The organism is Streptomyces asiaticus, from assembly GCF_018138715.1.
GTDB classification, from domain to species: Bacteria; Actinomycetota; Actinomycetes; order Streptomycetales; family Streptomycetaceae; genus Streptomyces; species Streptomyces asiaticus.
This window is the reverse complement of the sequence record NZ_JAGSHX010000006.1, coordinates 9,048,699-9,073,314: the sequence shown is the minus strand read 5'-3', so window position 1 is coordinate 9,073,314 and position 24,616 is coordinate 9,048,699. Positions and strand designations below refer to the sequence as shown.

The window sequence follows — 24,616 nt, the reverse complement described above, 5'->3', positions numbered from 1 at the left end:
CTTTACATCGATGTAAACGGGTGATGGCATACCCCTGCCCGGTCGAATCCCCCGCCCTCCCGGAGATCCCATGGCCCACCCGGACATCACCTCGCCCGAGGTGTCGAACGACGTTCCACGACCCGAATATCCCCGCCCCAGTTTCGTCCGTGCGGACTGGCTCAATCTCAACGGCGCCTGGCAGTTCGCCTTCGACCCCGGCGACAGCGGACTCGAGCGCGGTCTGGTGCACCAGGAGCTGGACGGGCGGATCCTGGTCCCGTTCTGCCCCGAGTCCGAGCTGTCGGGGATCGGGGACACCGACTTCCACCCCGCGGTCTGGTACCGGCGCACGGTCCGGATACCCGCGGGCTGGGCCGGCCGGCGGGTGCTGCTGCACTTCGGGGCCGTCGACCACGACGCCACCGTATGGGCCGACGGCCGCGAAGTGGCCCGGCACAGCGGCGGCTTCACCTCCTTCACCGCCGACCTCGGCGTGGTGGCGGGGGCCGCCGGCGGCGACGCGGAAGTGGTGATCGTCGTACGGGCCCGGGACGCCCGCCACGGCCCCCAGGCGCGCGGCAAGCAGGCCACCGACTACGCCAACAGCGACTGCCACTACACCCGCACCACCGGCATCTGGCAGACGGTGTGGGCGGAGCCGGTGCCCGAGGTCCATCTGCGCAGGCCGCGGATCACCCCGGACCTCGCGTCCGGCGCCTTCCACCTCGAACTGCCACTCAGCACCAACCGCCCGGGCCACCGGATCACGGCCCTGGTGAGCGACGCGGACGGCCGGACGGTGGCCGAGGCGAGCGTACGGGCCGACCTGGATCTGGCCCCCCGTATGGTGCTCGCGCTGCCCGAGGACCGGCGGCGGCCGTGGTCTCCGGAGGACCCCCATCTGTACCGGGTGCGGATCGAGCTGCTGGACGGCGCCGGCGGGACCGTGGACCGCGCCGAGTGCACCGCCGGGCTGCGGTCGGTGGCCATCGACGGCAAGCGGCTGCTGCTCAACGGCCGCCCGGTCTTCCAGCGGCTCGTCCTGGACCAGGGCTGGTACCCGGACGGGCTGATGACCGCGCCCGACGACGCCGCCCTCGTCCGGGACATCGAGCTGTCGCTGGCAGCGGGGTTCAACGGGGCGCGGCTGCACCAGAAGGTGTTCGAGGAGCGTTTCCTGCACCACGCGGACCGGCTCGGCTATCTCGTCTGGGGCGAGTTCGGCGACTGGGGAGCCAGTACCGGGCGTACCACCCGGGACAACCAGCAGCCCACCGCCGGATTCATCGCCCAGTGGCTGGAGGCCGTGGAGCGGGACTACTCCCATCCGTCGATCGTGGGCTGGTGCCCGCTCAACGAGACGCACCAGGAACTCCACGACCGGCAGACCGTCCTGGACGATGTCACCCGGGGGATGTTCCTGGCCACGAAGGCCGCCGACACCTCGCGTCCGGTCCTGGACGCCTCCGGCTACTCCCACCGCGTGGCCGAGACCGATGTCTACGACTCGCACAGCTATGAGCAGGACCCGGAGGCGTTCCGCCGCCAGATGGCGGGGCTGGACAAGGACGATCCGTATCTCAACCCCGACAGCCGCGGGAACCCCGGACGGAAGGACACCGACGCGGTGTGGTCGCTGCCGTACCGCGGTCAGCCCTACTTCTGTAGTGAGTTCGGCGGCATCTGGTGGAATCCGGAGGAGGCGAACGAAGCGGCCGGGGACGACCGCGAGGTGTCCTGGGGCTACGGGCAGCGGCCGCGGACCGAGGAGGAGTTCCAGACCCGCTTCGCGGGGCTGACCGGGGCGCTGCTCGACGACCCCCTGATGTTCGGCTACTGCTACACCCAGCTCACCGATGTGTTCCAGGAGCAGAACGGCGTCTATCGCTTCGACCGGAGCCGCAAGCTGGACGTGGAGCGGCTGCGCGCGGCGCAGCAGCGCCCCGCCGCCTTCGAGCGCCCGGCCGGTTTCGGGCGCCCGGCCGGTGAGGAGGGGCGATGAGCGGACTGTCACGGCGTGGTCTGCTGAGAGGCGCGGTGTACGGGGCGGGGGCCGCGGTGTCGGCGTCCGCGCTCAGCGGCTGCGGTTCGATCGCCGGAAGCGTGCGGAGCGCGGACGAGATCGAGTACTGGACCCTGTTCACCGGCCCCGACGGCGAACTGATGAAGACCATGACGCGGAACGTGGAGAAGCGGGTCCCGGGTCTCAAGGTCAGGACGACGGTGCTGGACTGGGGCCCGCCGTACTACACCAAGCTGGCGATGGCCTCGGCCGGTGGCCGGTCGCCGGATGTGGCGATCATGCACCTGACCCGGCTGGCGGGCTACGCCCCCGGTGGTCTGCTCGACCCGTGGGACCTGGATCTGCTGGCCGAGTTCGGCCTGAAGCAGGAAGACCTCAACAAGACGCTCGTCAAGCGGAGTCTGTACCAGGGCGAGCCGTACGCCGTTCCGCTGGACACCCACCCGTTCGTCGTCTTCTTCGACCGGGACGTCATGGACAAGGCGGGGCTGCTCACCGGTGACGGGCAACTGGTGCCCTTCGAATCGCCGAAACACGCCCTGGAGCTGATGGACAAGCTCCGCCGGTCCGGCGGCACGCTGGGGCCGGTCTTCGGCCACGCCAATGACGCGGCGATGGGCTGGCGGATGTTCTGGACGCTGTTCAGCCAGACCGGCGCCACCTTCGACCTCACGGGGAAGCGGGCCGAGATCGACGAGGACACCGCCGTCGAGGTGGTGCGCTTCATGGCCGACCTGACGCGCGACAGCCGCACCATGGACGTCCAGACGGCCATCGCCGCCTTCGCCAACGGCCGCTCGCCGATGATCTTCTCGGGCGAGTGGGACATGGCCACCTACAAGGCGACCCTCAAGGACAAGCTGGGCGGCTCCCCCATCCCCACCTTCTACGACCGTCCGGCCGGGGCCTCGGACAGCCACGCGCTGGTCCTGCCGCACCAGGACAACCCGGATCCGGAGCGCAGGCGGCGCGCCCACCGGTTCGTGGCCGAGCTGGTCCGGTCCGGGCTGACCTGGGCGACGGCGGGCCACATCCCCGCGTACACACCGGCCGTCTCGTCCCCGCAGTACGCACGCTTGCGCCCGCAGTCGGAGTACGCGGGCGCCGCGAAGCAGCTCGTGCTCGACCCGCCGGTGTGGTTCGCGGGCTCCGGCTCGGACTTCCAGACCCGGATGTGCCAGGCGCTCGATCCCGCGCTCGGCGGCTCGTCGTCCGCGCGGAGCGCGGTGCGCACGATGGTCTCCCAGATCAACACCCTGCTGGCCCAGCCGAATCCGGCCTGATCGCGACGGAGTCGCAAAGGAAAGGAGCGATGTCATGGCTTCCGTCTCCACGCCCGCCCGGCGGGCCGCGGCCGGATCCTCCCGGCGCGCCGGATTCCGGCGGGCCGCCGCCACGGACCGGACTCGGTCGGGCGGTGCCGGGTGGCTCTTCGCCACCCCCTTCCTGGTGTTCTTCACGCTCTTCCTCATCGTGCCGATCGGCATCGGCCTGTGGATGAGCTTCACCAACGCCAGCCTGACCGGACACGGTGACGGCACCCTCGTCGGTCTGGACAACTACGCCGAGGCGTTCGGCGACAGCCAGGTGTGGCAGACCCTCGGCAACACGGTCTGGTTCACCGTCCTGACCACCGTCCCCCTCGTGCTCGTCGCCCTGGTGATGGCCCTGCTGGTGTACACGGGGATGCCGGGGCAGTGGCTGTGGCGGCTGGCCTTCTTCGCCTCGCATCTGCTGCCGGTCGCGGTGGTCTACCAGATCTGGAGCATGCTGTTCCAGCCGGACCGGGGGATGCTCAACGGCCTGCTGAAGATCTTCGGGATCGACGGCATCGCCTGGCTGACGGACGAGAAGTACGCGATGTGGTCCATCGCGCTGGTGACCCTGTGGTGGACCGTGGGATTCAACTTCCTGCTCTACCTGGCCGCGCTCCAGGCGATCCCCGACCACCTCTACGAGGCGGCCGCGCTGGACGGCGCCGGGGCGTGGCGCCGGCTGTGGTCGGTCACCCTGCCGCAGCTGCGCCGGACCACCGGGCTGATCGCGGTGTTGCAGGTGATGGCGTCGCTGAAGGTGTTCGACCAGATCTATCTGCTGACCAAGGGCGGCCCGAACGGGGCCACCCGGCCGATCCTGGAGTACATCTACGACACCGGCTTCACCAACTACCGGCTCGGCTACGCCTCGGCGGTGTCGTATGTGTTCTTCGGGCTCATCATCATCCTCTCGATCGCCCAGCTCAAGATCTTCTCGCGCAGGGAGGACTGATCGCGCCATGACCACCGAGACACTCTCCCCCCGTACCCCCGGAAAGCCCCGGTCGACCATGCCCCGGGAGGTGGTCAGGCGGCGCCGCTACAGCGGCCGTGTCTGGCACCCCTCGCTCGGGACCGGCCCCCTCCCCCGTGTGCTGACGCTGCTGGCGCTGGCGCTGATGACGGTGGTCTGGCTGGTGCCGTTCGGCTGGGGGGTGGACACCTCGTTCAAGACGGAGGTCGACGCGAGCGCGTCGGGCGCCGACTGGATCCCCAAGGCGGGCTTCACCCTCGACGCCTACCGGACCATCTTCGGCCAGGGCAATCTCCCGGTGTGGGCGGTGAACAGCGTGGTGATCGCCGTGTGCGTCACGGCCATCACCGTGGCCATCTCGGCGATGGCGGCGTACGCCTTCTCCCGCACGCTCTTCCGGGGCCGCCGGGTGCTCTTCGCCGTCACCGTCGCCTCGATCATGGTGCCGCCGCAGATCCTGATCGTGCCGCTGTTCCGGCAGATGCTCGCGCTGAACCTCGTCGACACCTATGCGGCGGTGATCCTGCCGCAGGTGGTGGCGCCCGCGATGGTGTTCATCCTGAAGAAGTTCTTCGACGGCATTCCGCGTGAGCTGGAGGAGGCCGCCCGGATCGACGGGGCAGGCAGCTTCCGGGTGTTCTGGAGTGTGGTGCTGCCGCTGTCCCGGCCGATCCTCGCGGCCGTGGCCATCTTTGTCTTCATCAACACCTGGAACAACTTCCTCTGGCCGTTCATCAGCACGAGCGATCCCCAGCTGATGACGCTGCCGGTGGGGCTGTCGACCGTGAAGGACTCCACCGGGCTCCGCAACGCCCAGGAGTCGGCCGCCTCCATCCTGGGCTCCGTCCCGCTGCTCATCGTCTTCATGCTGTTCCAGCGTCAGATCGTGAAGTCGGTGGCCACCACGGGTCTGGGAGGTCAGTGAGCGGTAGTGGCGATACCGCCCTCGGTGGACTCGCGGGTGTGGAGGGTGTGGCCGACGACGACCTCCTGGGCCGGACGGTCCGGTGTCCCGATCCGCTCCAGCAGCAGATCGACGGCGTGCCGGGCGATGGCGCTCTTGTCCGGTGCCACGCTGCTCAGGCTCGGTGTGCTGTAGCGCGCGGCCTCGATGTCGTCGAAGCCCATCACGGCCATGTCGTCCGGCACCCGCAGTCCGCGCTCGTAGAGGGTCCGCAGCGCGCCGAGGGCGAGTGCGTCGTTGAAGCAGAACACCGCGTCCGGGGGTTCGGCCCCGTCCAGCAGCGCCGCCATCGCCCGGGCGCCCTCGGCCAGGTGGTAGCGGGGCGTCTCGCGCTCCAGGAGGGGGTCCAGCGGCAGCCCGGCCTCCTCCAGGGCCTGGCGGTAGCCGGTCCTGCGCAGCAGCGGTGTGCCGATGTACGGCTCGGGCTGGAGGCCGATGGCGGCGATCCGGCGGCGGCCGCCGGCCGCCAGATGGGCCACGGCCTCCTTGGCGGCGGCCACGTTGTCGATCACCACATGGTCGGCGAGGCCGCCGCTGGGACGTTCGCCGATGAGCACCAGCGGCACGGTGCCGAGGTGGTTCGCCAGCGCGCTGCCGTGCAGGGCGAGCGGGCTCACCACCATGCCGTCCACGACCTGGTCGCCGAGGCCGTGGATCACCGCCGCCTCCCGCTCGCGGTCGCCGAGGGTCTGCTCGATCAGCAGGGTGCGGCCGTGTTCCTCGGCCGTGGTGAGGAAATGGCGCCCCAGCTCGGCGAAGTACGGGACGTCCAGCTCGGGCAGGACCAGCCCGATCATGCCGGTGCTGCCGCGGCGGAGATTGCGGGCCACCCGGTTGGGCCGGTAGCCGAGCTCCCGGATGGCCTGCTGGACCCGCTCCCGGGTCGCCGGGGACACATGCACAAAGCCGTTGATCACATTCGACACGGTCTTCGGGGAGACCCCGGCGAGCGTCGCCACGTCCTTGACGGTGGCGCTCCGGCCGGCACCGTCCGAGCGCTTCCGCCCCGGTGCCGCTTGGTCCCTGGTGGTCTGCTGTTTCACGGCGGTCACCGACCGATCCTAGAGCGTGCCGGTGGCGGGCCGCACCGCCGGGCACATCGCGGGCCCCGTCCACGCAGGGCGCGGGGCCGTCCACGCAGGGCGCGGCGGGCCCCGGCCCCTCAGGCGGCGGCCGGGTGGGCGGGCGAGGGCAGCGCCTGCTCCGTCCAGATGCACTTGCCCGTCCCCGAGAACCGCGTGCCCCATCGATCGGACAGCGCGGCGACCAGTTGCAGCCCGCGCCCGCCCTCATCGGTCTCGGCGGCGCGGCGGATCCGCGGGGTGGTGAGGCTGGCGTCGGAGACCTCGCAGATCAGCGTCCGGCCATAGAGCAGGCGCAGCCGCGGAGGGCCCTTGGCATGCCGGACCACATTGCCGACCAGCTCGCTGACCAGCAGCTCCGTCGTCATCGTCAGCTCGTCCAGATGCCACGCGGAGAGCTGCTCGGTGACATGGTGGCGGGCCTCGGCCGCGGCGATGGGGCCGTCCGGGAGCGCCCAGGACACCACCCGGTCCGGAGCCATCGACCGCGTCCGGGCGATCAGCAGCGCGGCGTCGTCGTGGGTCGCGGCCTGCTCCGGCACCAGCGTGCTGATGACGGCGTCGCACAGGCGGCCGGGGTCGTGCAGCGTGGTGGGGGCGGAGGCGGGCGCGCACGCGGCCCCGGACGGATCGGCAGCGGGTGCGGCGGCCCTGGTGAGGGCCTGGGCGAGACGGGCCATGCCCTCGTCGATGTCGACCGCCGACGACTCGACCAGGCCGTCGGTGTAGAGCACCAGATGGCTGCCCTCGGGCACCTGGACCTCATGGGTCTCGAAGGGCGGGCTGGCGGCGCCGAGCGGTGGGTCGGCATCGACATGCGGGAAGTGGGCCGTGCCGTCGGGGTGGACGATGGCGAGCGGTGGGTGCCCCGCGCTCGCGAACGCACAGCGATTGGTGACCGGGTCGTAGACCGTGTACAGACAGGTGGCGTAGAAGTCATCGCCGAGGTCGCCGACCAGATCGTTGAGGTGGGTGAGCAGCTCATCGGGCGGCAGTTCGAGATCGGCGAGGGTGTGCACGGCCGTGCGCAGCCGCCCCATCGTCGCGGCCTCGGACAGTCCGTGGCCCATCACATCGCCGATGACGAGGGCTACCCGCTCCCCCGACAGCGGGATGAGGTCGTACCAGTCGCCGCCGACCTGCACGCCCTCGCTGGCGGGCAGATAGCGCGCCTCGGCGGTGACGGCCGATACGGTGGGCAGCGTACGGGGCAGCAGTCCGCGCTGGAGCTCCTGGGCGCGGGTGTGCTCGGCGTCGTACAGCCGGGCCCGCTCCAGCGCCTGGGCGACCAGTCCGCTCAGGGCGATGAGCAGGGAACGGTCCTCCTCGGAGAAGTGGCGCGGCCGCGAGAAGCCCACCACGCAGTAGCCGATCTGCTGGTCGGAGGCGATGAGGGGGAGGAACGCCCACGCCTTCATCCCGCTGCGGTGGAGGTACCCGGCGGCGTCCGGATGCTGTTCGGCGTACTGCCGCGGGGTGGACAGGAAGGTCGGGGAGCGGGAGCTGAGCACCTGGACGATGGCGGACATCTCCGAGACCATCAGCTTCTGGATGAACTCGAGGAACTCCTCCGGGTACCCGGCCGAACCGACGATCCGCATCCGCCCGTTCTCGATCAGCTGGCAGATCAGACCGGTGCCGCCGAACGGCGGAAGCATGCGGTCGGCGACCGCCTTCACCACGTCCTGGACGGTCAGCGCCTCGGCTAGCGCCGAGGTCAGCTCGCCCATGCGCATGACCCGCTCGGCCGCGGTGCGCTGGGCCGCGGACTGCTCGGCCTCCTCCATCCGGCGTTCGGTGATGTCCGCGATGTGGATGACCAGTCCGTCGGGGGCGGGGTCGAAGCGCGCGTGGTACCAGCCCGGTCTGCCGGGCCACCGGGTGTCGAATCCGGCCGGTGCGCGAGTGGTCACGGCCCGCCCGTGGCAGGCGGCCATCCCGGTGTCCCGGACCACCGGGTGGTCCCACAGCACCGTCCCCAGCGCCTCCTGGGCGGAAGAACCCAGCAACTTCAGGGCCGCGGGGTTGGCGAAGGTCAGCCGTGCCTGGTTGTCGAGGGCGAGCAGGCCGTCGTTCATCCGCCATACGGCACTGCCGACGGCGTCGCCGCCGAGGGGGTGCCGCTCATGCTCGACGTCCGTGGCGGCGGGGCGGGCGGGCCGCAGATACACGGCGACCCAGTCGGCGACCATCCGCAGGAACTCACATTGCGCGTCCTCGAGCTCATCCGGATCCTCCACCAGGGCGGACAGCGCGCCCACCGGCTCCCCGTCAGCCGTGATCACGGGCACCGACGCCACCCCGCTCCCGGGCGGAAGCGAGCCGGCGCCGGGAGGGAAGTCCCCGTGGGAGGAGCGGCCGGACGACGAGAGGGGCGCCCGGTGCGGCACATCCGGCGGTGGCGGCGTCCAGACCTGGGTGCCGTAGCGCACACACGACACGGGGGCCGCGCTGGCCTCGTCCGTGAGGGTCTCCCACCCCGCCACCAGGTTGTCCGGCAACCCCATGCTGGCGACCAGGCGCATCACCCCCTGGTGCGGATCACACACATGGATCATGCCGCCCAGGGCGCCGAGTTCGGCGACCGCCTGGCCGAGGGCGAGCCTCACCGGCCCGGTGCCACTCAGCTGGCCACCCGCGGAACCCATCAGCCGAAGCCGTGTCCGCGCCGACCGAGTGATCCGGGTATACGCACTGTCTGGGTGTTGTTCATCCACACCCATGGCGTCACCTGTCATCGTCCTCGAGAGCCCGATAGCGTACGGATCGCAGGCCAGCCGCGTCCCATATAGCCCGAATATAACGCCTCTCCGGAAACGCATCCGTCATCCGGACGTGGCCGTGGGCATACGCGGGCATACGTCGCCGGACACCGTCACCGAGAGCCGAAGGGCGGTACCACTACGCGATGTCACCGACGCGGACCGGGCCGCCGGTGGTGACCGACCGGATGGCCGCGAGCGCGACGGACAGGGCGACGCGGGCGTCCTGTCCGGCGACGGAGGGGGCGCGGCCGGTGCGCACACATTGGGCGAAGTCGGCGAGTTCGGCCACGTAGGCTTCGCGGAAGAGGTCCTGGTCGTAGGTGACGCATTCGGCGGCGGCGCCGTCCGGGCCGTAGGCGGTCAGATGGCCGCGGCGGATGTCGCCCATGGTGAGCATCCCCGCCGAGCCGAAGACCTCGCCGCGCACGTCGTACCCGTACACCGCCTGGAAGTTCGCCTCGGCGGTGGCGAGGGCGCCGTTGTCGAAGCGGATGGTGACCACGGCGGTGTCGAGCAGTCCGCGGTCCTTGAAGTTGGGGCGGACCAGGGCGTCGGCGAACGCGAAGACCTCGACCGGTGCGGCGCCGGGGTTGAGATACCGCAGGGTGTCGAAGTCGTGGATGAGGGTCTCCAGGAAGATCGTCCACGGCGGGATACGGCCCGGGTCGGCCAGCTTGGGGTCGCGGGTGAGCGAGCGCAGCAGCTGGGGGGTGCCGATGGCGCCCGCGCGGACCTTCTCGTGGGCGGCGTGGAAGCCGGTGTCATAACGGCGGTTGAAGCCCACCTGGAGGGGGACACCGGCGTCGGCCGCGGCGGCGATGGCGCGGTCCGCCTCCTCGAGGGTGACCGCCATGGGCTTCTCGCAGTAGACGGCCTTGCCCGCCCGGGACGCGGCCTCGACCAGCCCGGCGTGGGTGCGGGCCGGGGTGGCGATCACCACCGCCTCGACCCCGGGGTCGGCGAGCAGCTCGGTTATCCCGGTGTACGCCGTGGCGCCGCCCAGCCGGCCGCCGAGCCCCCGCGCGGCGCCGGGGGCCGGGTCGGCGATGGCGGCGAGACGGACGCCGGGGAGGCGGCGGGCGAGGGTCTCGGCGTGGAAGGAGCCCATGCGTCCGGCGCCGATGAGGCCGATGGGGAGGGGGTGTGGTGTGGTCATGCGGATGCTCCGTGGGGTCGGTGGGTGGCGGCGTGCGATGAGGGCTGGGCGGCCTCGCGGGCACACTTCAGCGGTCAGGGCCGGCCTCGCGGGCGGGCGCCTCAGCGGGTGAAGGCGGAACGGAAGCGCTCCAGGGCGAGGTCGCTGTCGCCGGAGGCCCATGCCTCCATGGCGACGGTGCCCTCGTAGCCGATGTCGGTGAGGGTTCGGGCGAGGGCCGGGTAGTTGATCTCTCCCGTTCCGGGCTCGCGGCGGCCGGGTACGTCGGCCACCTGGATCTCGCCGATCAGGCCCCGGCCGTGGGCCCGCCGAACGAGCTCGATCAGGTTTCCCTCGCCGATCTGCGCGTGGTACAGGTCCAGGTTCATCCGCAACCCCGGCCGGTTCACGGCCTTAACCAGGGCCAGGGTGTCGGCGGCCTTCGCGAACGGCACACCGGGGTGGTCCACGACGGTGTTGAGGTTCTCCAGCGTGAAGGTGACCCCGGCGCGCTCGCCCAGCTCGGCGAGGCGGGTGAGGGTGCGGTGGGCGGCGATCCACATCGGGCCGGTGGCCTCCCCCGCCACCGGCGCCACCGGCAGGCCGTCGCCGTCCAGCCCGGTGCCGTGCAGATTCAGCCGGGGACAGTCGAGCCGCTCGGCCACCTTGACCGACTCCTCGGCCGTGCGCAGGAGTTCGGCCGCCCCGTCCTCGTCCGTCAGGCTGCCGCGGAGATAGCCGGTCATGGAGGAGAACACCGCACCGGTCCGCTCGAGGGCGGTCGGATCGTGCCGGCTCCAGTCCCAGATCTCGACCTGGAAACCGGCGTCGTGGATGCGTCGCACCCGCTCCTGGATCGGCAGATCCAGGAAGACCATCTCGGCGCAGACCGCCAATGTGTACATCGCCACTGCTCGCCCTCTCTCCGGACCCGGCAATGCGACTAGAACGTTCCAGTCGCTAGAACGTTCTAGGGAACGGGCAGCAGTACGCCAGCCGTCGCCCATCCCTGTCAAGGGTGGACGGCGGAGTCACTAGAACGTTATAGAAGTGGGGGCGTCTCGGCCTGACCCTGGGCTACGATCGTCGCGCCCGGAAGCGAATCCCCGCCCGGAGACGACACCTCGACCAGGGAGACCAGTGGTGCCACCGACGCCGGCCGTCCCCCATGGGAAGCGCCCGACCCTCGCGGACGTGGCGGCGCGGGCGGGCGTGTCCACGGCGCTGGTCTCCATCGTGATGCGGGATGCCAAGGGCGCCGGTGCCGCGACCCGTGAACGGGTCCTCCAGGCGGCACAGGAGATCGGCTACCGGCCGGACGCCCGGGCCCGGCTGCTGCGCAGCCACCGGTCCCATCTCCTCGGGGTGCAGTTCGGCCTTCAGCACCCCTTCCACTCCGATCTGCTGGAGGGCGTCTACGCGGTGGCCGAGCCCGCCGGGTACCAGATCGCGCTGAGCGCCGTGGCCGCCGGGCGTGGTGAGCAGCGGGCCACCGACACCCTGCTCGCCGACCGCTGCGAGGCCCTGATCCTGCTCGGGCCGCAGGCCCCGGCCGCGCGGCTGGCCGAACTCGCCGCGCAGCTCCCGGTGGTCTCCGTGGCCCGTCGGCTGCGCGGGTCCGCCCCGGGTGTGGAGGTGGTGCGGACCGCCGACGACGAGGGCGCCCGGCAGGCCGTGGACCACCTGGTGGCGCTCGGCCATCGCGACATCGCCCATATCGACGGCGGGAGGGCACCCGGCGCCGCCGACCGGCGCCGCGGCTATCGCACCGCCATGAGCCGCCACGGCCTGGCCGACCGCGTCCGCGTCCTGCCCGGCGGCCTCACCGAGGAGGACGGCGCCGCGGGCGCCCGCGCCCTCCTCGACACCACTCCCCGGCCCACCGCCGTCCTCGCCTTCAACGACCGCTCCGCCACCGGCGTTCTGGACACTCTCCTCCGCGCCCGGGTTCCCGTCCCCGACGAGATCTCCGTCATCGGCTTCGACGACAGCCACTTGGCGCGCCTGGCCCATATCAACCTCACCACCGTCGGCCAGAACATCCCCCGCCTCGCCGAACTCGCCGTCGGCCGGGCCATCGCCCGCCTGGAGGGAGAGCGGATCCCCGAGGGGGAGGCCGTGGTCGCCCCCCATCTCGTCGTCCGGGGCACCACGGCCGAGCCCGCCTGAGGCGGGGGAGGGAGGGCCGAGAGGTCAGCCGAGCTTCTTGAGCAGTTCCTCGGCGAGCGGGCCGGAGGAGGCCGGGTTCTGGCCGGTGATGACGTTGCGGTCGACCTCGACATGCGGTGCGAAGGGGTCGCCGGCCCGTACCGTCAGGCCCGCCTCGGTCAGCCGGTCCTGCAACAGCCACTTGGCCTTGTCGGCGTTGCCGGCCATCGTCTCCTCCTCGTTGGTGAAGGCGGTGATCCGGTAGCCCGCGTACGCGTTAGTGCCGTCCTCCGTGACCGCCGCCAACAGCGCCGCCGGGCCGTGGCAGACCACGCTCACCGGCATGCCACCGCGCAGCGCGAGGGTGAGGATCCTGCCCGAGTCGGCGTCGGCCGCGAGGTCCTCCATGGGGCCGTGGCCGCCGGGCACATGGACGGCGTCGTAGTCGTCCAGCGTTACGTCGCTCAGCGCGATGGGGGCGCGGAACTCCGCGGCGGTCTCGGTGACGCTCCTGACCCTGGCGGCGTTCTCCGGGCCGCCGTTGGCCTCGGGGCTGAGGCTGGCGGAGTCCACGGGCGGGACGACGCCGCCGGGGGTGGCCACGGTGATCTCGTGGCCCGCGGCCTTGAGCGCCTCATAGGGGACCACGGCCTCGTCGGCCCAGTAGCCGGTGGGGTGCTTCGTACCGTCGGCCAGTGTCCACTGGTCGGCACCGGTCATCACAAACAGGATCTTGGCCATGCTCACTCCTCGACGCGATCACGTGCTGTGCGTGTGATCGCTGGATTCTCCTGGGGCGTCGTCGCCGCCCCGATGTGGCGCCGCCGTCCTGGCGGCGTGCTCGAAGGTAGATCCACTGGGCATCGGAATGCCAATAGATCAGTCGATCGACCCCATCGGGTTTCCGATGGAAGGAAAGTCCGTGTGCCTCTCTATGCTGGGCCGCATGGAGGACCGGACACACCAGGACGGCGACATCGTCATCGGCGGCGGGGCGCCCACGCAACCTGCCGATCTGAATCTGCTGCGCACCTTCCTGGCCGTCTACCGCTCCGGCTCGTTCACCGCCGCGGCGCCGCTGCTCGGGCTCTCCCAGCCGACCGTCACCGCCCAGATCCGCGCCCTGGAGCAGCAGACCGGGCGCGCGTTGTTCACCCGGCTCCCGCGCGGTGCGGAGCCCACCCACCTCGCCCATGACCTGGCCGGACACATCGCCGGGCCACTCGACGCCCTCGCCTCCCTCGGCGGCCGGAACACCGTGCTCACCGGCCGCACCACCCCCGTCCACCTGGCCGGGCCGGCCGAGTTGCTGTGCGCCCGCGCCCTGCCCGCGCTCGCCCCGCTGGTGGCCGAGGGGGTGCGGCTGCGGATCACGATGGGGCTGACCGATCCGCTGCTGGAGGCGCTGCGCGCGGGACACCACGACCTCGTGATCGCCACCAGACGCCCCGGCGGCCGCACGCTGACCTCGCTCCCACTGGCGGACGAGGACTATGTGCTGGTCGCCTCGCCGGGCTGGGCCCGGCGCGTCGGGGAGCGGCTGGCAGCCGACGGGCCGTGTGCGGCCGTCCGTGACGTCCCCCTGATCACCTACGCGGAGGACCTGCCCATCGCCCGCCGGTACTGGCGCAATGTCTTCGGCAAGCGGCTCACCGCCGAGGCCGCGGTGACCGTGCCGGATCTGCGCGGGGCCGTGTCGGCCGTCGCCGCGGGCGCCGGTTACAGCGTGCTCCCCCGTTATCTGTGCCAGGACGAACTCACCTCCGGTGGACTCGTCCTGCTCCATGAGCCCGAAGAGCCGCCGCTCAACACGCTCTTCCTCGTTCAGCGGCCGGGTGCCGACGCCAACCCGGACGTCGCCCGGGTCCGGGAGCGGCTTCAGCGCGCCGCCCGCACCTGGTAGCGCACCCGGCGGGGACACCCGCCGGGCGGTCAGCCTCCGCCGTTCGGCGAGGGCTCGTCCACCATGCCGTGCTCCCAGGCCCAGGCCGCGATCTCGACGCGGTTGCGGGCGGCCAGCTTGCGCTGGACGTTGCCGAGGTGGGTCTTGACGGTGGACAGGGTGACACGGAGATCCGCTGCCACCTCCTCGTTGGTACGGCCACGGGCGACCCGCCGGACCACCTCGATCTCACGCTGGGTCAGCGGCTCGATCAGATCCCTGGGCCCGCTCCTCCCCCGGCGGGCCGGACGGGCCTCGGAGGGGATCGGCCGGTCGCGGTGGGGTGCCATATGCGCGAGCAGGCGGACGGTCACCGACGGGGAGATCAGCGAGTTGCCCGACGCCGCGGCCCGTACCGCCTCGGTGAGCAGTCCGGGTGCGCCGTCCTTGAGCAGAAAGCCGCACGCGCCGTTGCGCAGCGCCCGGTAGACGTATTCGTCGAGGTCGAAGGTGGTCGCGATGAGGACGTTGAGGGGATCCGGTACATCGGGTCCGGCAAGAAGCCGGGTGGCCTCCAGACCGTCCAGCTCGGGCATGCGGATGTCCAGGAGGCAGACATCGGGCCGCAGGCGGCGGGCCTGCTCGACCGCCTCGACGCCGTTCGCCGCCTGGGCGACGACCCGCATGTCCGGCTGGGAGTCGAGAATCATGCGGAAGGCGGCCCGGACCATCTCCTGGTCGTCGGCGATGAGTACCTGGATCGTCATATCACGCATGATCGCAGGCGATCGTCTCCTCAGTGACCGTCCTGACCAGCGGCAGGACCGCCAGGACGTGCCAGCCTCCGCCGTCCCGTGGCCCTGACGTGAGGTGCCCGTCGACCTCCTCGATCCGTTCGGCGAGCCCCACCAGACCGTAGCCACCCCCCTCGACCGACCGTTCGGCGGCGGGTGAGGCACCACCCTGCCCGTCGTCGACGACCGACACCTCCAGCCGCTCCGGATCGCCGGGCCGGACACCGATCCGCACCTCCACCCGGCCGACCCCGGTGGCGTGTTTGCGGACGTTGGTCAGGGACTCCTGCACCACGCGGTGGACGGTGGTGGCGATGCCGGGCGGCAGCGGCCGGTCGGCGAGTTCCGGGGCGAGGATCAGCTCGGCGGCCGGCCCCACCTCGGAGAACTCCTCGGTGAGGGCACGCAGATCACGCAGCCCGCGCAGTCCGCGAGGACCCGCCGGATCGCCCGTGGGCCGGGTCGTGGCCGAGGCGGTGGCGTGGTCCCGCAGGCTGGTGACCATGGCGCGCATCGACCCCAGCGCCTGGGATCCGGCCCGCTCGATCTGGGCGAGCATCCGGTCCAGGTCCTCCGGGGACTGGGGGTTTCCGGCCGCGGCGGTGAAGCGCGCGGCCTTGGTCTGCGCGACGATCGCCGTGACGTGGTGGGCCACGAAGTCATGCAACTCCCGTGCGTGTTCCAGGCGTTGGACCTGCCGGATGGCCTCGCGCTCCCGCTCCCGCAGCGTGTCGTACAGACGCAGACACAGCCCCACCACCATGAACGGCACGGCGCAGACCGCGATGACGGTGATCAGTTCCTTGAGGTGGTCGTCCCACAGCTCGATCCGCAGCGGAAGGACCACGGCGGCGCCGGAGGACACCACCACCAGCCCGGCCGCTCGCAGTGGCGGGCAGCGCCGCACCGCGCGGGTGGTGAGCAGCAGCAGCGCGCCCAGTTCCACCATGCCCGGGGTGTTCGGGGGACGCTCGGACAACTGCGCTTCCGTCACGGTGAGCACGCACGAGACGGCCGCCGCGCCGATGGCGTAGCCCGCGAAGAGGCGTTCCGGCACGGCGAGCGCGGCCAGGCACAGCATCCCGGACACCATCGTCGCCGCGGCCATCGCCGGATGCGGCGCGTTCAGCCCCTCCAGGGCCACGAGGACGGCCAGAGCGACGCCGACCAGGCCCCGCCGGAGGTGCCGGAAGCGGAAACGGGACCGGAATTGGGAGATCATGGCAGGTCACGCTACGGTCCGGCCGCCGTCGCCACATCAGACTTTCGGCCGAGGAAACCGGCGAGGGGGCACGGTCCGCTTCGGTATTCCGGCGGATCCGCCGCGCCACGTCCGCGCGAAGGGTGGCATCCGGGGCGACCGGAGTGCGCTCGAGCCTGATCCGCCACGCCCCGCCCGACCGTTACCCCGCCAGCTCTTCCGAAGGCCGTCGATGTTCCGCACCGCCCTGCGCACCCTCCGATCCCATCGGCTCCGTTTCGCGATGCCCACCGTCGACGTCGTGCTCGGCGTGGCCTTCGTGACCGGTTCGCTGCTCTACGGCGACTCCGTCAGAGCGGCCGTGAACCGCGCCCGGTCCAACTCCCAGCCCGACGCGTCCGTCTCGATCACCGCGGACCCCGCCGCGCCGCACCGGCTCGATGACACGCTACTGCGGCGGCTGCGGGCGCTGCCGTCGGCGGCCGCGGCGCGCGGTGTGGTGGAGGGCCGATCCCTCCTCGTCGGCTCCGACGGCACCCTGGTCGGCGATCTGAACCAGGCCGCGGGCGTCAACTACGTGCCCGACGGCGGCGGCAAGGACGTCCGCTATCCGCTCGCCGAGGGCCGTGGCCCGCGTGGCGCCACCGAGATCGCCGTCGACCGGCGGACCGGCCGAGCGGGCCGGGTACCGGGTCGGCGCCCGGGTGCGCATCGTCGTGGCCGGCACGGCCCGTGACGCACGGCTGACCGGCGTCTTCACCGCCCATGACAGCCGGGTGGACTCCGGTGGCACGCTCACCGCATTCGACACCGCCACCGCGCAACGGCACTTCGCCCCCGGGCCGAAGGGCTACTCGGCGATCACACTGACCGCCGCCGAGGGCACAACGGATGCCCAACTCGCCCAGCATGCACAGAAGTTGCTGCCGCCCGGACTGCGGGCGGTCACCCGCGCGGATCTGGAGTCCGGTACCGCCACCGACGGGGACGCGGACAAGCTCACCACACTGCTGCTCGGCTTCGCCGGGGTCGCCCTGTTCGTCTCCACCTTCCTGGTGGCCAACACCTTCACCATGCTCAGCGCGGCCCGCGTCCGGGAACACGCCCTGCTGCGGGCGGTCGGCGCCGCCACGAACCGCGTGATGCGAATGGTCCTGACCGAGGCCGCCGTGGTCGGCACGGTCGCCTCGGCCATCGGCCACGGTCTTGGCGTCGGCGCCGCGCATCTGCTGGGCAGCCTGTTCGACGCCTCCGGAGCGGGACACGCCACCGTGTCCGCGCATCGGCGGGGACACCGAGTGACCGAGTGGTCGGAACGGGCTGAGCGGTCAGGCGGCGTCGATCAGGGCCAGGTCCGGGGGGACGAGCGTGGTCGACATCATCAGGGCGCGGATCAGATGGTCGTTGAGCGCGTTGCCGACCGGTTCACCGACCTCCTCGCGGGTCAGCCAGGGCACTCCGTCCCGGGACAGCATCGTACGGACCCTGTTGACCAGGTGCCCCACGCGCTTCTCGCTCCAGCTCTCACCGGAGCGCAACTCCGCGAGCTGGGAGGCCGTCTGCCGCCAGGTGAGGGGCTGCGGCCGGGGCTCGTGGAGCAGATACCGCTGGCCGAGGACGACGAGCGCGAGCTTCTCCTCGTCGGTGAGCACCCATACCCGGGGCGGGCGGGTGACATCCCCGGGCAGGGCCACCGGCCGCTCGGTCTCGGGGCCGCTGACGAACACCTCCAGCAGATGCTCACGGTCGCGCGAGCCCCGGACGAACAGCGGGGTGTAGCCGGTCTCGAGGGGCAGTGGCTCCTCGCCCGTGAAGAGCAGCCGGGACGGGAACCGGAGCGGCAGCCGGCCGTTGTTGGCGACCCACCAGCGGCCTTGGCGATGGGTCAGTCTGCCCTGGCAGCGGCTGACCTGGGGGTCGTCCTCGCCCACGCAGATGTGCACCTCGGGGCGGTTGCGCCCGAAGAGCAGCTCACGGCCGTCGCCGGGGCCGAGGGTCATGCCACCGGTCAGGGCGAGCGCGAACGCGGTGCCCGGCACCGGCGCGGTCACCCCGCGCGCCAGGCTGCCGTGGGCGGCGGGCAGCGGGCGGCCGCCTGCGGCGGGACGGCCGGTGGCGGGGCGACGGGCGGCGGGGGCCCGCCCGATGGCAGGGCGGTCGCCGCCGGGAGGTGTTGTGGTCATGATGCCGGGAGTTTCTTCGCGGCCGTGGCGGCGAGCGCCTTGGCGGTCTTGCAGAGCTTTCCGGTGGACTTGGGCCCATAGACGTTCAACGACATGAACTCGACGGTGTCGTCACCGAGGGAGTTGCGGTACGAGCGGTGCAACATCCGGACCAGGCATGAGTCGTCGTCCCACTCGTTCGGCGACACCGAGCTCCGATTGCCGGCGATGACCGCCGGCTGTCCGTCGTCCGTGGTGAACTGGTTGTCCCGGTTGAACACCACCTTCACCCCCGCGTCGCCCGAGCCGTCCGTCCACTCGCACTGCCAGTCCCCGAAGCCCGGGTCGCGGTCCGCCACCCGGACACCGGCGACCCGCTTGAGTTCATCGCTGTCCAGCAGCCCGCATGCGTGTCCCCGGAGCAGGGAGCTCGCCACCGGCTGCCCGGAGCGCCGGGGGACCTGGCCGCGGTCCAGCACACTGACCACGTAGTCGGTGGCGGCGTCGCCCAGTTGACAGGGGTCGGGCGCCGGGGTGTCGAGCCGCTCGGTGATGATCCAGATCTGCTTGCGGTCGGCGGAGGCGATGTTGCGCAGGCACTCGTCCCCCTCGCGCTGATACGCGCCGACGGTCACATTGCCGACCCTTCTGGTGGGCACATGGCCACCCGGCTCCGGCGGATCGGCGCTGAAGTTGAGCTGGACGTCGGCGATGTCATCGCCGCTTTCGCCCTGTAGCAGGACATCGCATCGATCGATCTCGCCGTAGTCCGGGTCGAGCACGGTCTCGCCGAAGCGGCTGAGCGAGGCGGGGTTGAGCAACGTGCAGGGGTCGGCGGTCCGCGAGTCGCCTATGGTGCCGGCCGGGCCCGACCGGGCCGCCGAGTCGGCCGTACCGGACGCGCCACGCCCGCCGTCCTTCCCGGAGCCGCCGCTCTCGTCGGAGCGCCCGTCGCCCCAGGGGCCGAAGAGAGTGGCCCATGCCACCAGGACCGCGGCGATGCCCAGCGCGGTCGCGGTGATGACCACCCCGCGGCTCGGGCGGCGCCACGACCCTCGGACGGACGGTGGCACCAGCCGCATCGTGAAGGGGGTGCGGTCCGGTGTGTCGCCGTCGTGCGGGTCCTCGAGGTCCTCGAGGTCCTCGATCTGAGGGGACGGCGGGGCGACCCGCCGCAGCAGCCGTACGGCCTGGTCGGCGGCGGGGCGCCGCTTCGGCTCCAGGGCCAGCAGCTTGCTGAGCGCGTCCACCAGCGGACCGGCGTGGTGCGGGGTCTCGAGACAGCCCTCGATGGCCCGCGCCACATAGGCCATGGGATGCGATGCCTCACCGTACGGGGACCGTCCCTCGATCGCCGCGTAGAGGGTCGCGCCCAGTGAGAAGACATCGGACTTGCGGTCGGCCACCTCTCCCCTGGCCACCTCGGGCGGCAGATACGGCGGTTTGCCGCGCACCCCGCCCGTCTGGGTCATGGTGGCCTCGCTCCACAGCGCCCGGGAGATGCCGAAGTCGGTCAGCTTGGCGACCCCGTCCTCGGTGATCAGGACGTTCTCGGGGGTGACATCGCCGTGCACCACGCCTTCGGCGTGCGACTTCGCCAGCGCGGCGGCGATCTGGCAGCCGATGGAGGCCGCCTCCTCCGGAGGGAGCGCGACACGGCCGCGCACCATGTCCGCGAGACTGCCCCCGGACACATACTCCATGACGATCCAGCAGATCTCGCCCTCGTCCACGAAGTCGAACACCGAGACGATGTGCGGATGGTGCAGCCGTGCGGCGTTGCGCGCCTCGTTGGTCAGGCGCGCCACCGCGCGGTCGTCGTCCGGACGGGCGCACTTCACTGCGACCTGGCGGTCCAGCAGTTCGTCGTGGGCCCGCCAGACGACACCCATCCCACCTCTCCCGATGGGCTCCTGGAGGAGATATCGGTCGGCGACCTTGTCACCGGCCTCCGCCATCACCCGCACCCCCGCTACCCCGCTTCATCACCCGTCAGTTCCAGTGTCGCCACGGAGAGTACGTGCCCGCGAGGTCGGTGGGTAGCGCTTCCGGCGGATAGCCCTCGGAAAGAGGGAAGCCTCCGGCGCACGACGGTTCACTTCGCGAGCGGGGCGTCAGGGGCCGGTGTGGAGCGCCGGAGCCGGTGCTCCACATCCTTCACCAAATACCCTCTCACCTCACGATTTCTTCCTTGACGACGATGTGGCCCGAGTCGGGGTTGAGGACTCCGCCGAGCCGGGAGTACGCACCGTCGGTCAGGTCCAGACACTTGGGCACGGACGGCGTCCAGCCGAAGGTGCCGCGGTCGTTGACGCGCACGACCAGTGACGTGCCGTTGGCCACGTTGGTGACCTTCACCTTGGTGCCGAACGGCAGCTGCGGGCTACGACTGAGGGAGGTGGCGGCGGTGTTCGCGTTGTTGTCGAAGAGTTCGCCGCTGGCGGTGTAGGCACCGGGCGGTATGTAGCCGTAGTGCGTGGCCCAGCAGTCCTGTCCGGGCGGCGGGGTGTCGCTGGTGGCCGCGGTGCTCGTCGGAGCGACGGTCACTACGGCGGTCAGCGCGGCGGCTCCGACCGCAAGTCGGCCGATCAGCGTTGCCTTGCGCATGGCGGAGGACCTCGTTTCGGTTGTCGTGGTGTGGTGTGCGAGCGGTGTGGTGTGAGTGGTGTGCGGTGGGGGCGAGTGGTCTTGTCTCACCCGGCCGCGCGATAGGCGGTGCCGATCTGGTTGGGCGTCGCGCCGTTGTAGAGACCGGTGCCGCCGCGGTCCGCGGAGAGCGTGAACCACGCGTACCGCTGGACGAAGGACAGCCCTTGCAGCATGGCGGTGGACTTCTTCACGAACGCGGCCTGCTGGGCCGCGGTCGGATACCTCGGGGTACCGCTCGAGAAGTCGATCAGCGCGTATTCGGTGAGCCAGATCGGCTTGTTGTAGCGGTTGTGGGTGGCTTGGAGATAGCCACGCAGCTGTTCGGTCGCGCGGGTGGCGTCGAAGTCGGCGCCGTACCAGTGCAGCGGGATGAAATCGACCTTGTAGTTGCGGTCGGCGACGCCCTTCATGAAGCGGTCGAGCCAGCCACCGGCGACATCGCCGCCATAGGCCACCGCCGGCGCGCCGAGCCGCATACCGGTCGACTGGAGCCGGGGCCACAGCTCGAGCGCCTTGGCGACGGTCATATTGGCCTGGCCCGCCATGTCCGGTTCATTGAAGCCGAGCAGGGTCGTGCCCTGGCTCTTGGCCTGGTTGAGTTCGGCGTCGGTCACCGACCCGGGGCCCCAGATCATGGGCACGAATTCGACCCCGGCCGGGGGCTGGATCTGCTGCTTGCCCGAGGCCCAGGTGTAGAACCAGCCGACCTCGGCATCGGACATCGCCGCCGTGACCCCGTTGAACTTCCAGGCGCTGACGCCCTTCTTCTTCACCGCGGCGGTGGACGCGCCGGCGCCCGTCTGGCTTCCCGCGGTCAGCAGGGTCACCACCGCCAGCAGTACGGCGAGAAGTCGCATCCTCCGCATGGTCACGACCCCGCGCTGAAGGTCACGGTGAAGCCACTGCACTTACCGCAGTTCTGCATCACCTGGTTGCCGGGCTCCTGGTCCTGCTTGGAGTAGGCGTACGCCTTGGGGCACCGGGAGGCGATCGCGTTGCTGTACGGCGTCCTGACGTCCCGGTTGGGGTTGGTGCACAGCATCGGTGTGCCGTCCGACCAGCGGGTGAGGTTGGCGGCCGGGCAGAACGGCAGCAGGTTCTGTGTGCAGCCCTGGGTGCCGCAGCCTCCGTCGCCGGCGGGGTTGTTGGGGGCGATCGTGATCGGGTTGGAGAACGCGCTGACGTAGCTCACGTTGTACCAGGGAGCGAGCGTGTCCCTGGTGTCGAAGTTGAACTCGGCGAGGCTGACGGGCTGCTCGCCCAGCTCACAGCGGTCGGCGAACTTCCCGCAGTCCCCCACCTTGCAGTGGAAGGTGCTGCCCGAGGTGCCGGTGCATCCCAGACGGGCGAAGAACTTGCCGCGCCAGTGGCCGGGGTCGGCGTTCTCGGGGATCGTCACCGACGCCGACTGCCCGGGTTCCAGGATGGGCAGTTCGGCGAATTGCCTGGAGCCATCGGCATTGACGGCGCTGCCGATCCACGCCTTCCGTCCGGTGTGATTGACGAAGGTGACCGTGTGGTTGGCCGCGAGTGTCGCCTTGACCGCGACGGGTGCGTCGCGGGTCGGCATCGCCACGCTCGTGGCCGCACTCGTCCCCGCGGTCGGCAGCAGGGCCGCCAGCACCACCAGCGCCGCGGTGGCCAGACTGATCAGAATTCTGCGCATGACTCCTCCGTGGGAAGGGTGCTCAGCAGGTCAGATTGGCGCCGGGGGCGACGCCGAGGAGGCCGGTGAACTTCTTGTAGAGGTTGACCCGGGCCTGCATCTGGTCGGGGTTGGCCCCGTTGCACTCCAGCGCGCCGTTGATGGCGCGTATGGTCTGGCCGAATCCGGCGCCGGTGGTCATGGCCTTGTGCGCGGGCCCCGTGTCGCAGTACTTCGGGTAGTTGGAGGTGTCCTGCTCCACGATGTGGCGGAGCCCACCGGTCTCATGGCTGACATTGGCCAGAAAGGCCGCCGCCTCCTGCTTCTTGACCGTCTCCGTACCGGTCCTGGCGAAGCCGGGGAACCGGTTCATCGCGCCGACCAGCGCGTCATACGTGTAAAACGCGTTCTTGTCCGGGAACATCCGCTGGTACTGGGCGCGGCTCACCACGAAGCCGGCGGCCTGGACCGCGATGAGTCCCGTGTCGTGCCGGAGGCCGCGTCAGCGGCCGAAGGGGGAAGCGCGAACGCCGATATACCGGCCGCCGCCGTCGCGGCCGTGGCCACGAGTGCACGTCTTATGGGCATGTCTCATCTCTCTTTCGTGGCGGAACATCCGGATGCCACCGCGCCGACGACGCACAGGGATGTCGGGCAGTCATCGGGCGTGGCGACGCACGGGCGACGCGCCGCCGCCCTTGGGGCGGGAGGCCCGTGGCAAGGTGCCGCGTGATGGCGCGGCGGGAAAGGTGCTACGGAAAACTGGTGAATCCACTAGAGGTCATGCGCCGTGGCCCTGTCCCGGTGGACCGGGACTCGGCCCACTCAGGCCCTTCGCCACCACGGCCCGGAGGGGCACACGAGGATTGTCAAGATCATGACAACCTTGCGCATCAGACACGGGCGCTGCGGCCCGGTCCGCCCATAATCGACCCAGCGACGGCGTGGCCACGGCAGTGGCCGGCACCCCTGAGACGGGACGTCCATTCACGGGGAACTCTCCGAGGTCCGGCCCCGGATGACACCATCCACCCAAGGCACTCTCAAGAGCTGACGGGCCCCATGACACCGCCCCCGAACATATATGTCAATGGTCTGTACCAAAATCCAGTCGTATCAACAGCGCGCCATGAGACCCCCTGACGCACCGGAGTGGTCGGCGGGTGTCACCCCACGCCGCTGGGACGGAACTGGATACTGATGCGGGGGCCGGTGACGCGGGAGGATTTGGGGATGGCGTGTTCCCACGTCCGCTGACAGGAGCCGCCCATCACCAGCAGGTCACCGTGGCCGAGCGGCCGCCGCATGGCCTTGCCGCCGCCACGCGGGCGCAGCAGCAGGTCCCGGGGCGTGCCCACGGACAGGATGGCCACCATGGTGTCCTCGGTCCTGCCGCGGCCTATGCGGTCGCCGTGCCAGGCCACGCTGTCCCGGCCGTCGCGGTAGTAGCACAGCCCGGCCGTGGTGAAGGGCTCCCCGAGCTCGGTGGCGTAGTACGCGGAGAGCGCCTCCCGGGCCTCGGCCAGGACGGGGTGCGGCAGCGGGTCCTCGGCGTTGTAGTAGGCGAGCAGCCGTGGGACGTCCACCACCTGCTCGTACATGTGCCGCCGCTCGGCCTTCCAGGGGACCTCGGCGACGAGCCGGGCGAACAGGTCGTCCGCTCCCCTCAGCCACCCGGGCCGCAGATCGATCCAGGCCCCGGACCCGAGCTCGGTCCGGTGCGTCCCGCGCAGCGAGCCGAGACCGATGTCATCGGTCTGGTCGAAGAGCGAGCCCTGGAGATACGCACCCATATGTGCAGGGTACCCGCGTAATCGAGCAAGCGTTCTACTGGCGGCCCCGGGGAATGCGGCCATGGCCGCTTCGGCGACAACGCCGCAGGTCAGCGGCCGGCC

Annotated in this window: 20 protein-coding genes and 2 pseudogenes; 8 read left to right on the top strand and 14 right to left on the bottom strand. The window is 71.1% G+C overall.

From position 1 onward, the window contains the following. Nucleotides 1-70: 70 nt before the first annotated feature. Genes KHP12_RS46145 through KHP12_RS46130 form a run of 4 tightly spaced genes read left to right on the top strand, consistent with a single transcriptional unit; the run spans nt 71 to nt 5,219 of the window. Nucleotides 71-1,984 carry a glycoside hydrolase family 2 protein gene (locus tag KHP12_RS46145; RefSeq protein ID WP_211834605.1) on the top strand — a complete coding sequence of 638 codons (1,914 nt, stop codon included), beginning with the start codon at nt 71-73 and terminating at the stop codon, nt 1,982-1,984. Then, nucleotides 1,981-3,288, top strand: a complete 1,308-nt coding sequence (locus KHP12_RS46140; RefSeq protein WP_086882356.1) for an extracellular solute-binding protein — start codon at nt 1,981-1,983, stop codon at nt 3,286-3,288. Before KHP12_RS46145 ends, KHP12_RS46140 begins: the two co-directional genes overlap by 4 nt. A gap of 34 nt (nt 3,289-3,322) precedes the next feature. After that, nucleotides 3,323-4,273, top strand: coding sequence for a carbohydrate ABC transporter permease (locus KHP12_RS46135; RefSeq protein ID WP_086882355.1), 951 nt, complete (start codon nt 3,323-3,325; stop codon nt 4,271-4,273). A 7-nt stretch (nt 4,274-4,280) separates the two neighbouring features. Then, on the top strand, nt 4,281-5,219 hold the full coding sequence (locus tag KHP12_RS46130; protein WP_211834604.1) for a carbohydrate ABC transporter permease: 939 nt from the start codon (nt 4,281-4,283) through the stop codon (nt 5,217-5,219). Here KHP12_RS46130 and KHP12_RS46125 read toward each other — a convergent pair. From KHP12_RS46125 to KHP12_RS46110, 4 genes are all read right to left on the bottom strand, one after another. Then, entirely contained in the window at nt 5,213-6,310 is a 1,098-nt protein-coding gene (locus KHP12_RS46125; protein WP_086882354.1) for a LacI family DNA-binding transcriptional regulator, read from the bottom strand. The genes KHP12_RS46130 and KHP12_RS46125 overlap by 7 nt on opposite strands. 110 nt (nt 6,311-6,420) lie before the next feature. After that, complete coding sequence (locus tag KHP12_RS46120; protein ID WP_246643294.1) at nt 6,421-8,988, bottom strand: ATP-binding SpoIIE family protein phosphatase; 2,568 nt, start codon at nt 8,986-8,988, stop codon at nt 6,421-6,423. A gap of 253 nt (nt 8,989-9,241) precedes the next feature. Next, nucleotides 9,242-10,261, bottom strand: a complete 1,020-nt coding sequence (locus tag KHP12_RS46115) for a Gfo/Idh/MocA family oxidoreductase (protein WP_211834602.1) — start codon at nt 10,259-10,261, stop codon at nt 9,242-9,244. A gap of 101 nt (nt 10,262-10,362) precedes the next feature. Beyond that, complete coding sequence (locus KHP12_RS46110) at nt 10,363-11,145, bottom strand: TIM barrel protein (protein WP_086882351.1); 783 nt, start codon at nt 11,143-11,145, stop codon at nt 10,363-10,365. 238 nt (nt 11,146-11,383) lie between these two features. Here KHP12_RS46110 and KHP12_RS46105 point away from each other — a divergent pair, with 238 nt between their 5' ends. Then, nucleotides 11,384-12,409, top strand: coding sequence for a LacI family DNA-binding transcriptional regulator (locus KHP12_RS46105; RefSeq protein ID WP_086882359.1), 1,026 nt, complete (start codon nt 11,384-11,386; stop codon nt 12,407-12,409). A gap of 24 nt (nt 12,410-12,433) precedes the next feature. Here the strand turns inward: KHP12_RS46105 and KHP12_RS46100 are convergent, their stop codons facing one another. Then, complete coding sequence (locus KHP12_RS46100) at nt 12,434-13,129, bottom strand: type 1 glutamine amidotransferase domain-containing protein (protein ID WP_086882350.1); 696 nt, start codon at nt 13,127-13,129, stop codon at nt 12,434-12,436. A gap of 205 nt (nt 13,130-13,334) precedes the next feature. Here KHP12_RS46100 and KHP12_RS46095 point away from each other — a divergent pair, with 205 nt between their 5' ends. Beyond that, the gene (locus KHP12_RS46095; RefSeq protein WP_086882358.1) at nt 13,335-14,291 is read left to right on the top strand and encodes a LysR family transcriptional regulator; all 957 of its coding nucleotides are present in this window, start codon (nt 13,335-13,337) and stop codon (nt 14,289-14,291) included. Nucleotides 14,292-14,320: 29 nt separating this feature from the next. Here KHP12_RS46095 and KHP12_RS46090 read toward each other — a convergent pair whose 3' ends face one another. After that, a complete protein-coding gene (locus tag KHP12_RS46090; RefSeq protein ID WP_372455279.1) occupies nt 14,321-15,046 on the bottom strand; it encodes a response regulator transcription factor in 726 nt (241 codons plus the stop codon). Next, a complete protein-coding gene (locus tag KHP12_RS46085; RefSeq protein ID WP_086882348.1) occupies nt 15,039-16,286 on the bottom strand; it encodes a sensor histidine kinase in 1,248 nt (415 codons plus the stop codon). Before KHP12_RS46085 ends, KHP12_RS46090 begins: the two co-directional genes overlap by 8 nt. 262 nt (nt 16,287-16,548) lie before the next feature. On the opposite strand from KHP12_RS46085, the gene KHP12_RS51980 reads away from it, so the two are divergent. Both KHP12_RS51980 and KHP12_RS53085 read left to right on the top strand, forming a co-directional pair. After that, on the top strand, nt 16,549-17,001 hold the full coding sequence (locus KHP12_RS51980) for an ABC transporter permease (RefSeq protein WP_246648905.1): 453 nt from the start codon (nt 16,549-16,551) through the stop codon (nt 16,999-17,001). A 337-nt stretch (nt 17,002-17,338) separates the two neighbouring features. Then, a pseudogene (locus tag KHP12_RS53085) lies at nt 17,339-17,449 on the top strand (hypothetical protein); the annotation flags it as partial. 144 nt (nt 17,450-17,593) lie between these two features. Here KHP12_RS53085 and KHP12_RS46075 read toward each other — a convergent pair. The 7 genes and pseudogenes from KHP12_RS46075 to KHP12_RS46045 all read right to left on the bottom strand — a co-directional run bounded on the left by KHP12_RS46075 (nt 17,594) and on the right by KHP12_RS46045 (nt 24,514). Continuing rightward, nucleotides 17,594-18,448: an FHA domain-containing protein gene (locus KHP12_RS46075; protein WP_245010023.1), complete on the bottom strand. Its 855-nt coding sequence runs from the start codon at nt 18,446-18,448 to the stop codon at nt 17,594-17,596. Next, nucleotides 18,445-20,385, bottom strand: a complete 1,941-nt coding sequence (locus tag KHP12_RS46070) for a serine/threonine-protein kinase (protein WP_211834601.1) — start codon at nt 20,383-20,385, stop codon at nt 18,445-18,447. The genes KHP12_RS46075 and KHP12_RS46070 overlap by 4 nt, the downstream gene beginning before the upstream one ends. Before the next feature lie 214 nt (nt 20,386-20,599). Next, nucleotides 20,600-21,034: a septal ring lytic transglycosylase RlpA family protein gene (locus tag KHP12_RS46065; RefSeq protein WP_086884705.1), complete on the bottom strand. Its 435-nt coding sequence runs from the start codon at nt 21,032-21,034 to the stop codon at nt 20,600-20,602. Between the two features lie 86 nt (nt 21,035-21,120). Next, a complete protein-coding gene (locus KHP12_RS46060) occupies nt 21,121-21,933 on the bottom strand; it encodes a glycoside hydrolase family protein (protein ID WP_241787843.1) in 813 nt (270 codons plus the stop codon). Nucleotides 21,934-21,944: 11 nt separating this feature from the next. After that, nucleotides 21,945-22,742, bottom strand: coding sequence for a thaumatin family protein (locus KHP12_RS46055; RefSeq protein WP_086884706.1), 798 nt, complete (start codon nt 22,740-22,742; stop codon nt 21,945-21,947). Nucleotides 22,743-22,764: 22 nt separating this feature from the next. Continuing rightward, nucleotides 22,765-23,309 (bottom strand): annotated as a pseudogene (locus tag KHP12_RS46050) (chitinase). 578 nt (nt 23,310-23,887) lie between these two features. After that, nucleotides 23,888-24,514, bottom strand: coding sequence for an alpha-ketoglutarate-dependent dioxygenase AlkB (locus KHP12_RS46045; protein WP_086884707.1), 627 nt, complete (start codon nt 24,512-24,514; stop codon nt 23,888-23,890). Between the last annotated feature and the right edge of the window lie 102 nt (nt 24,515-24,616).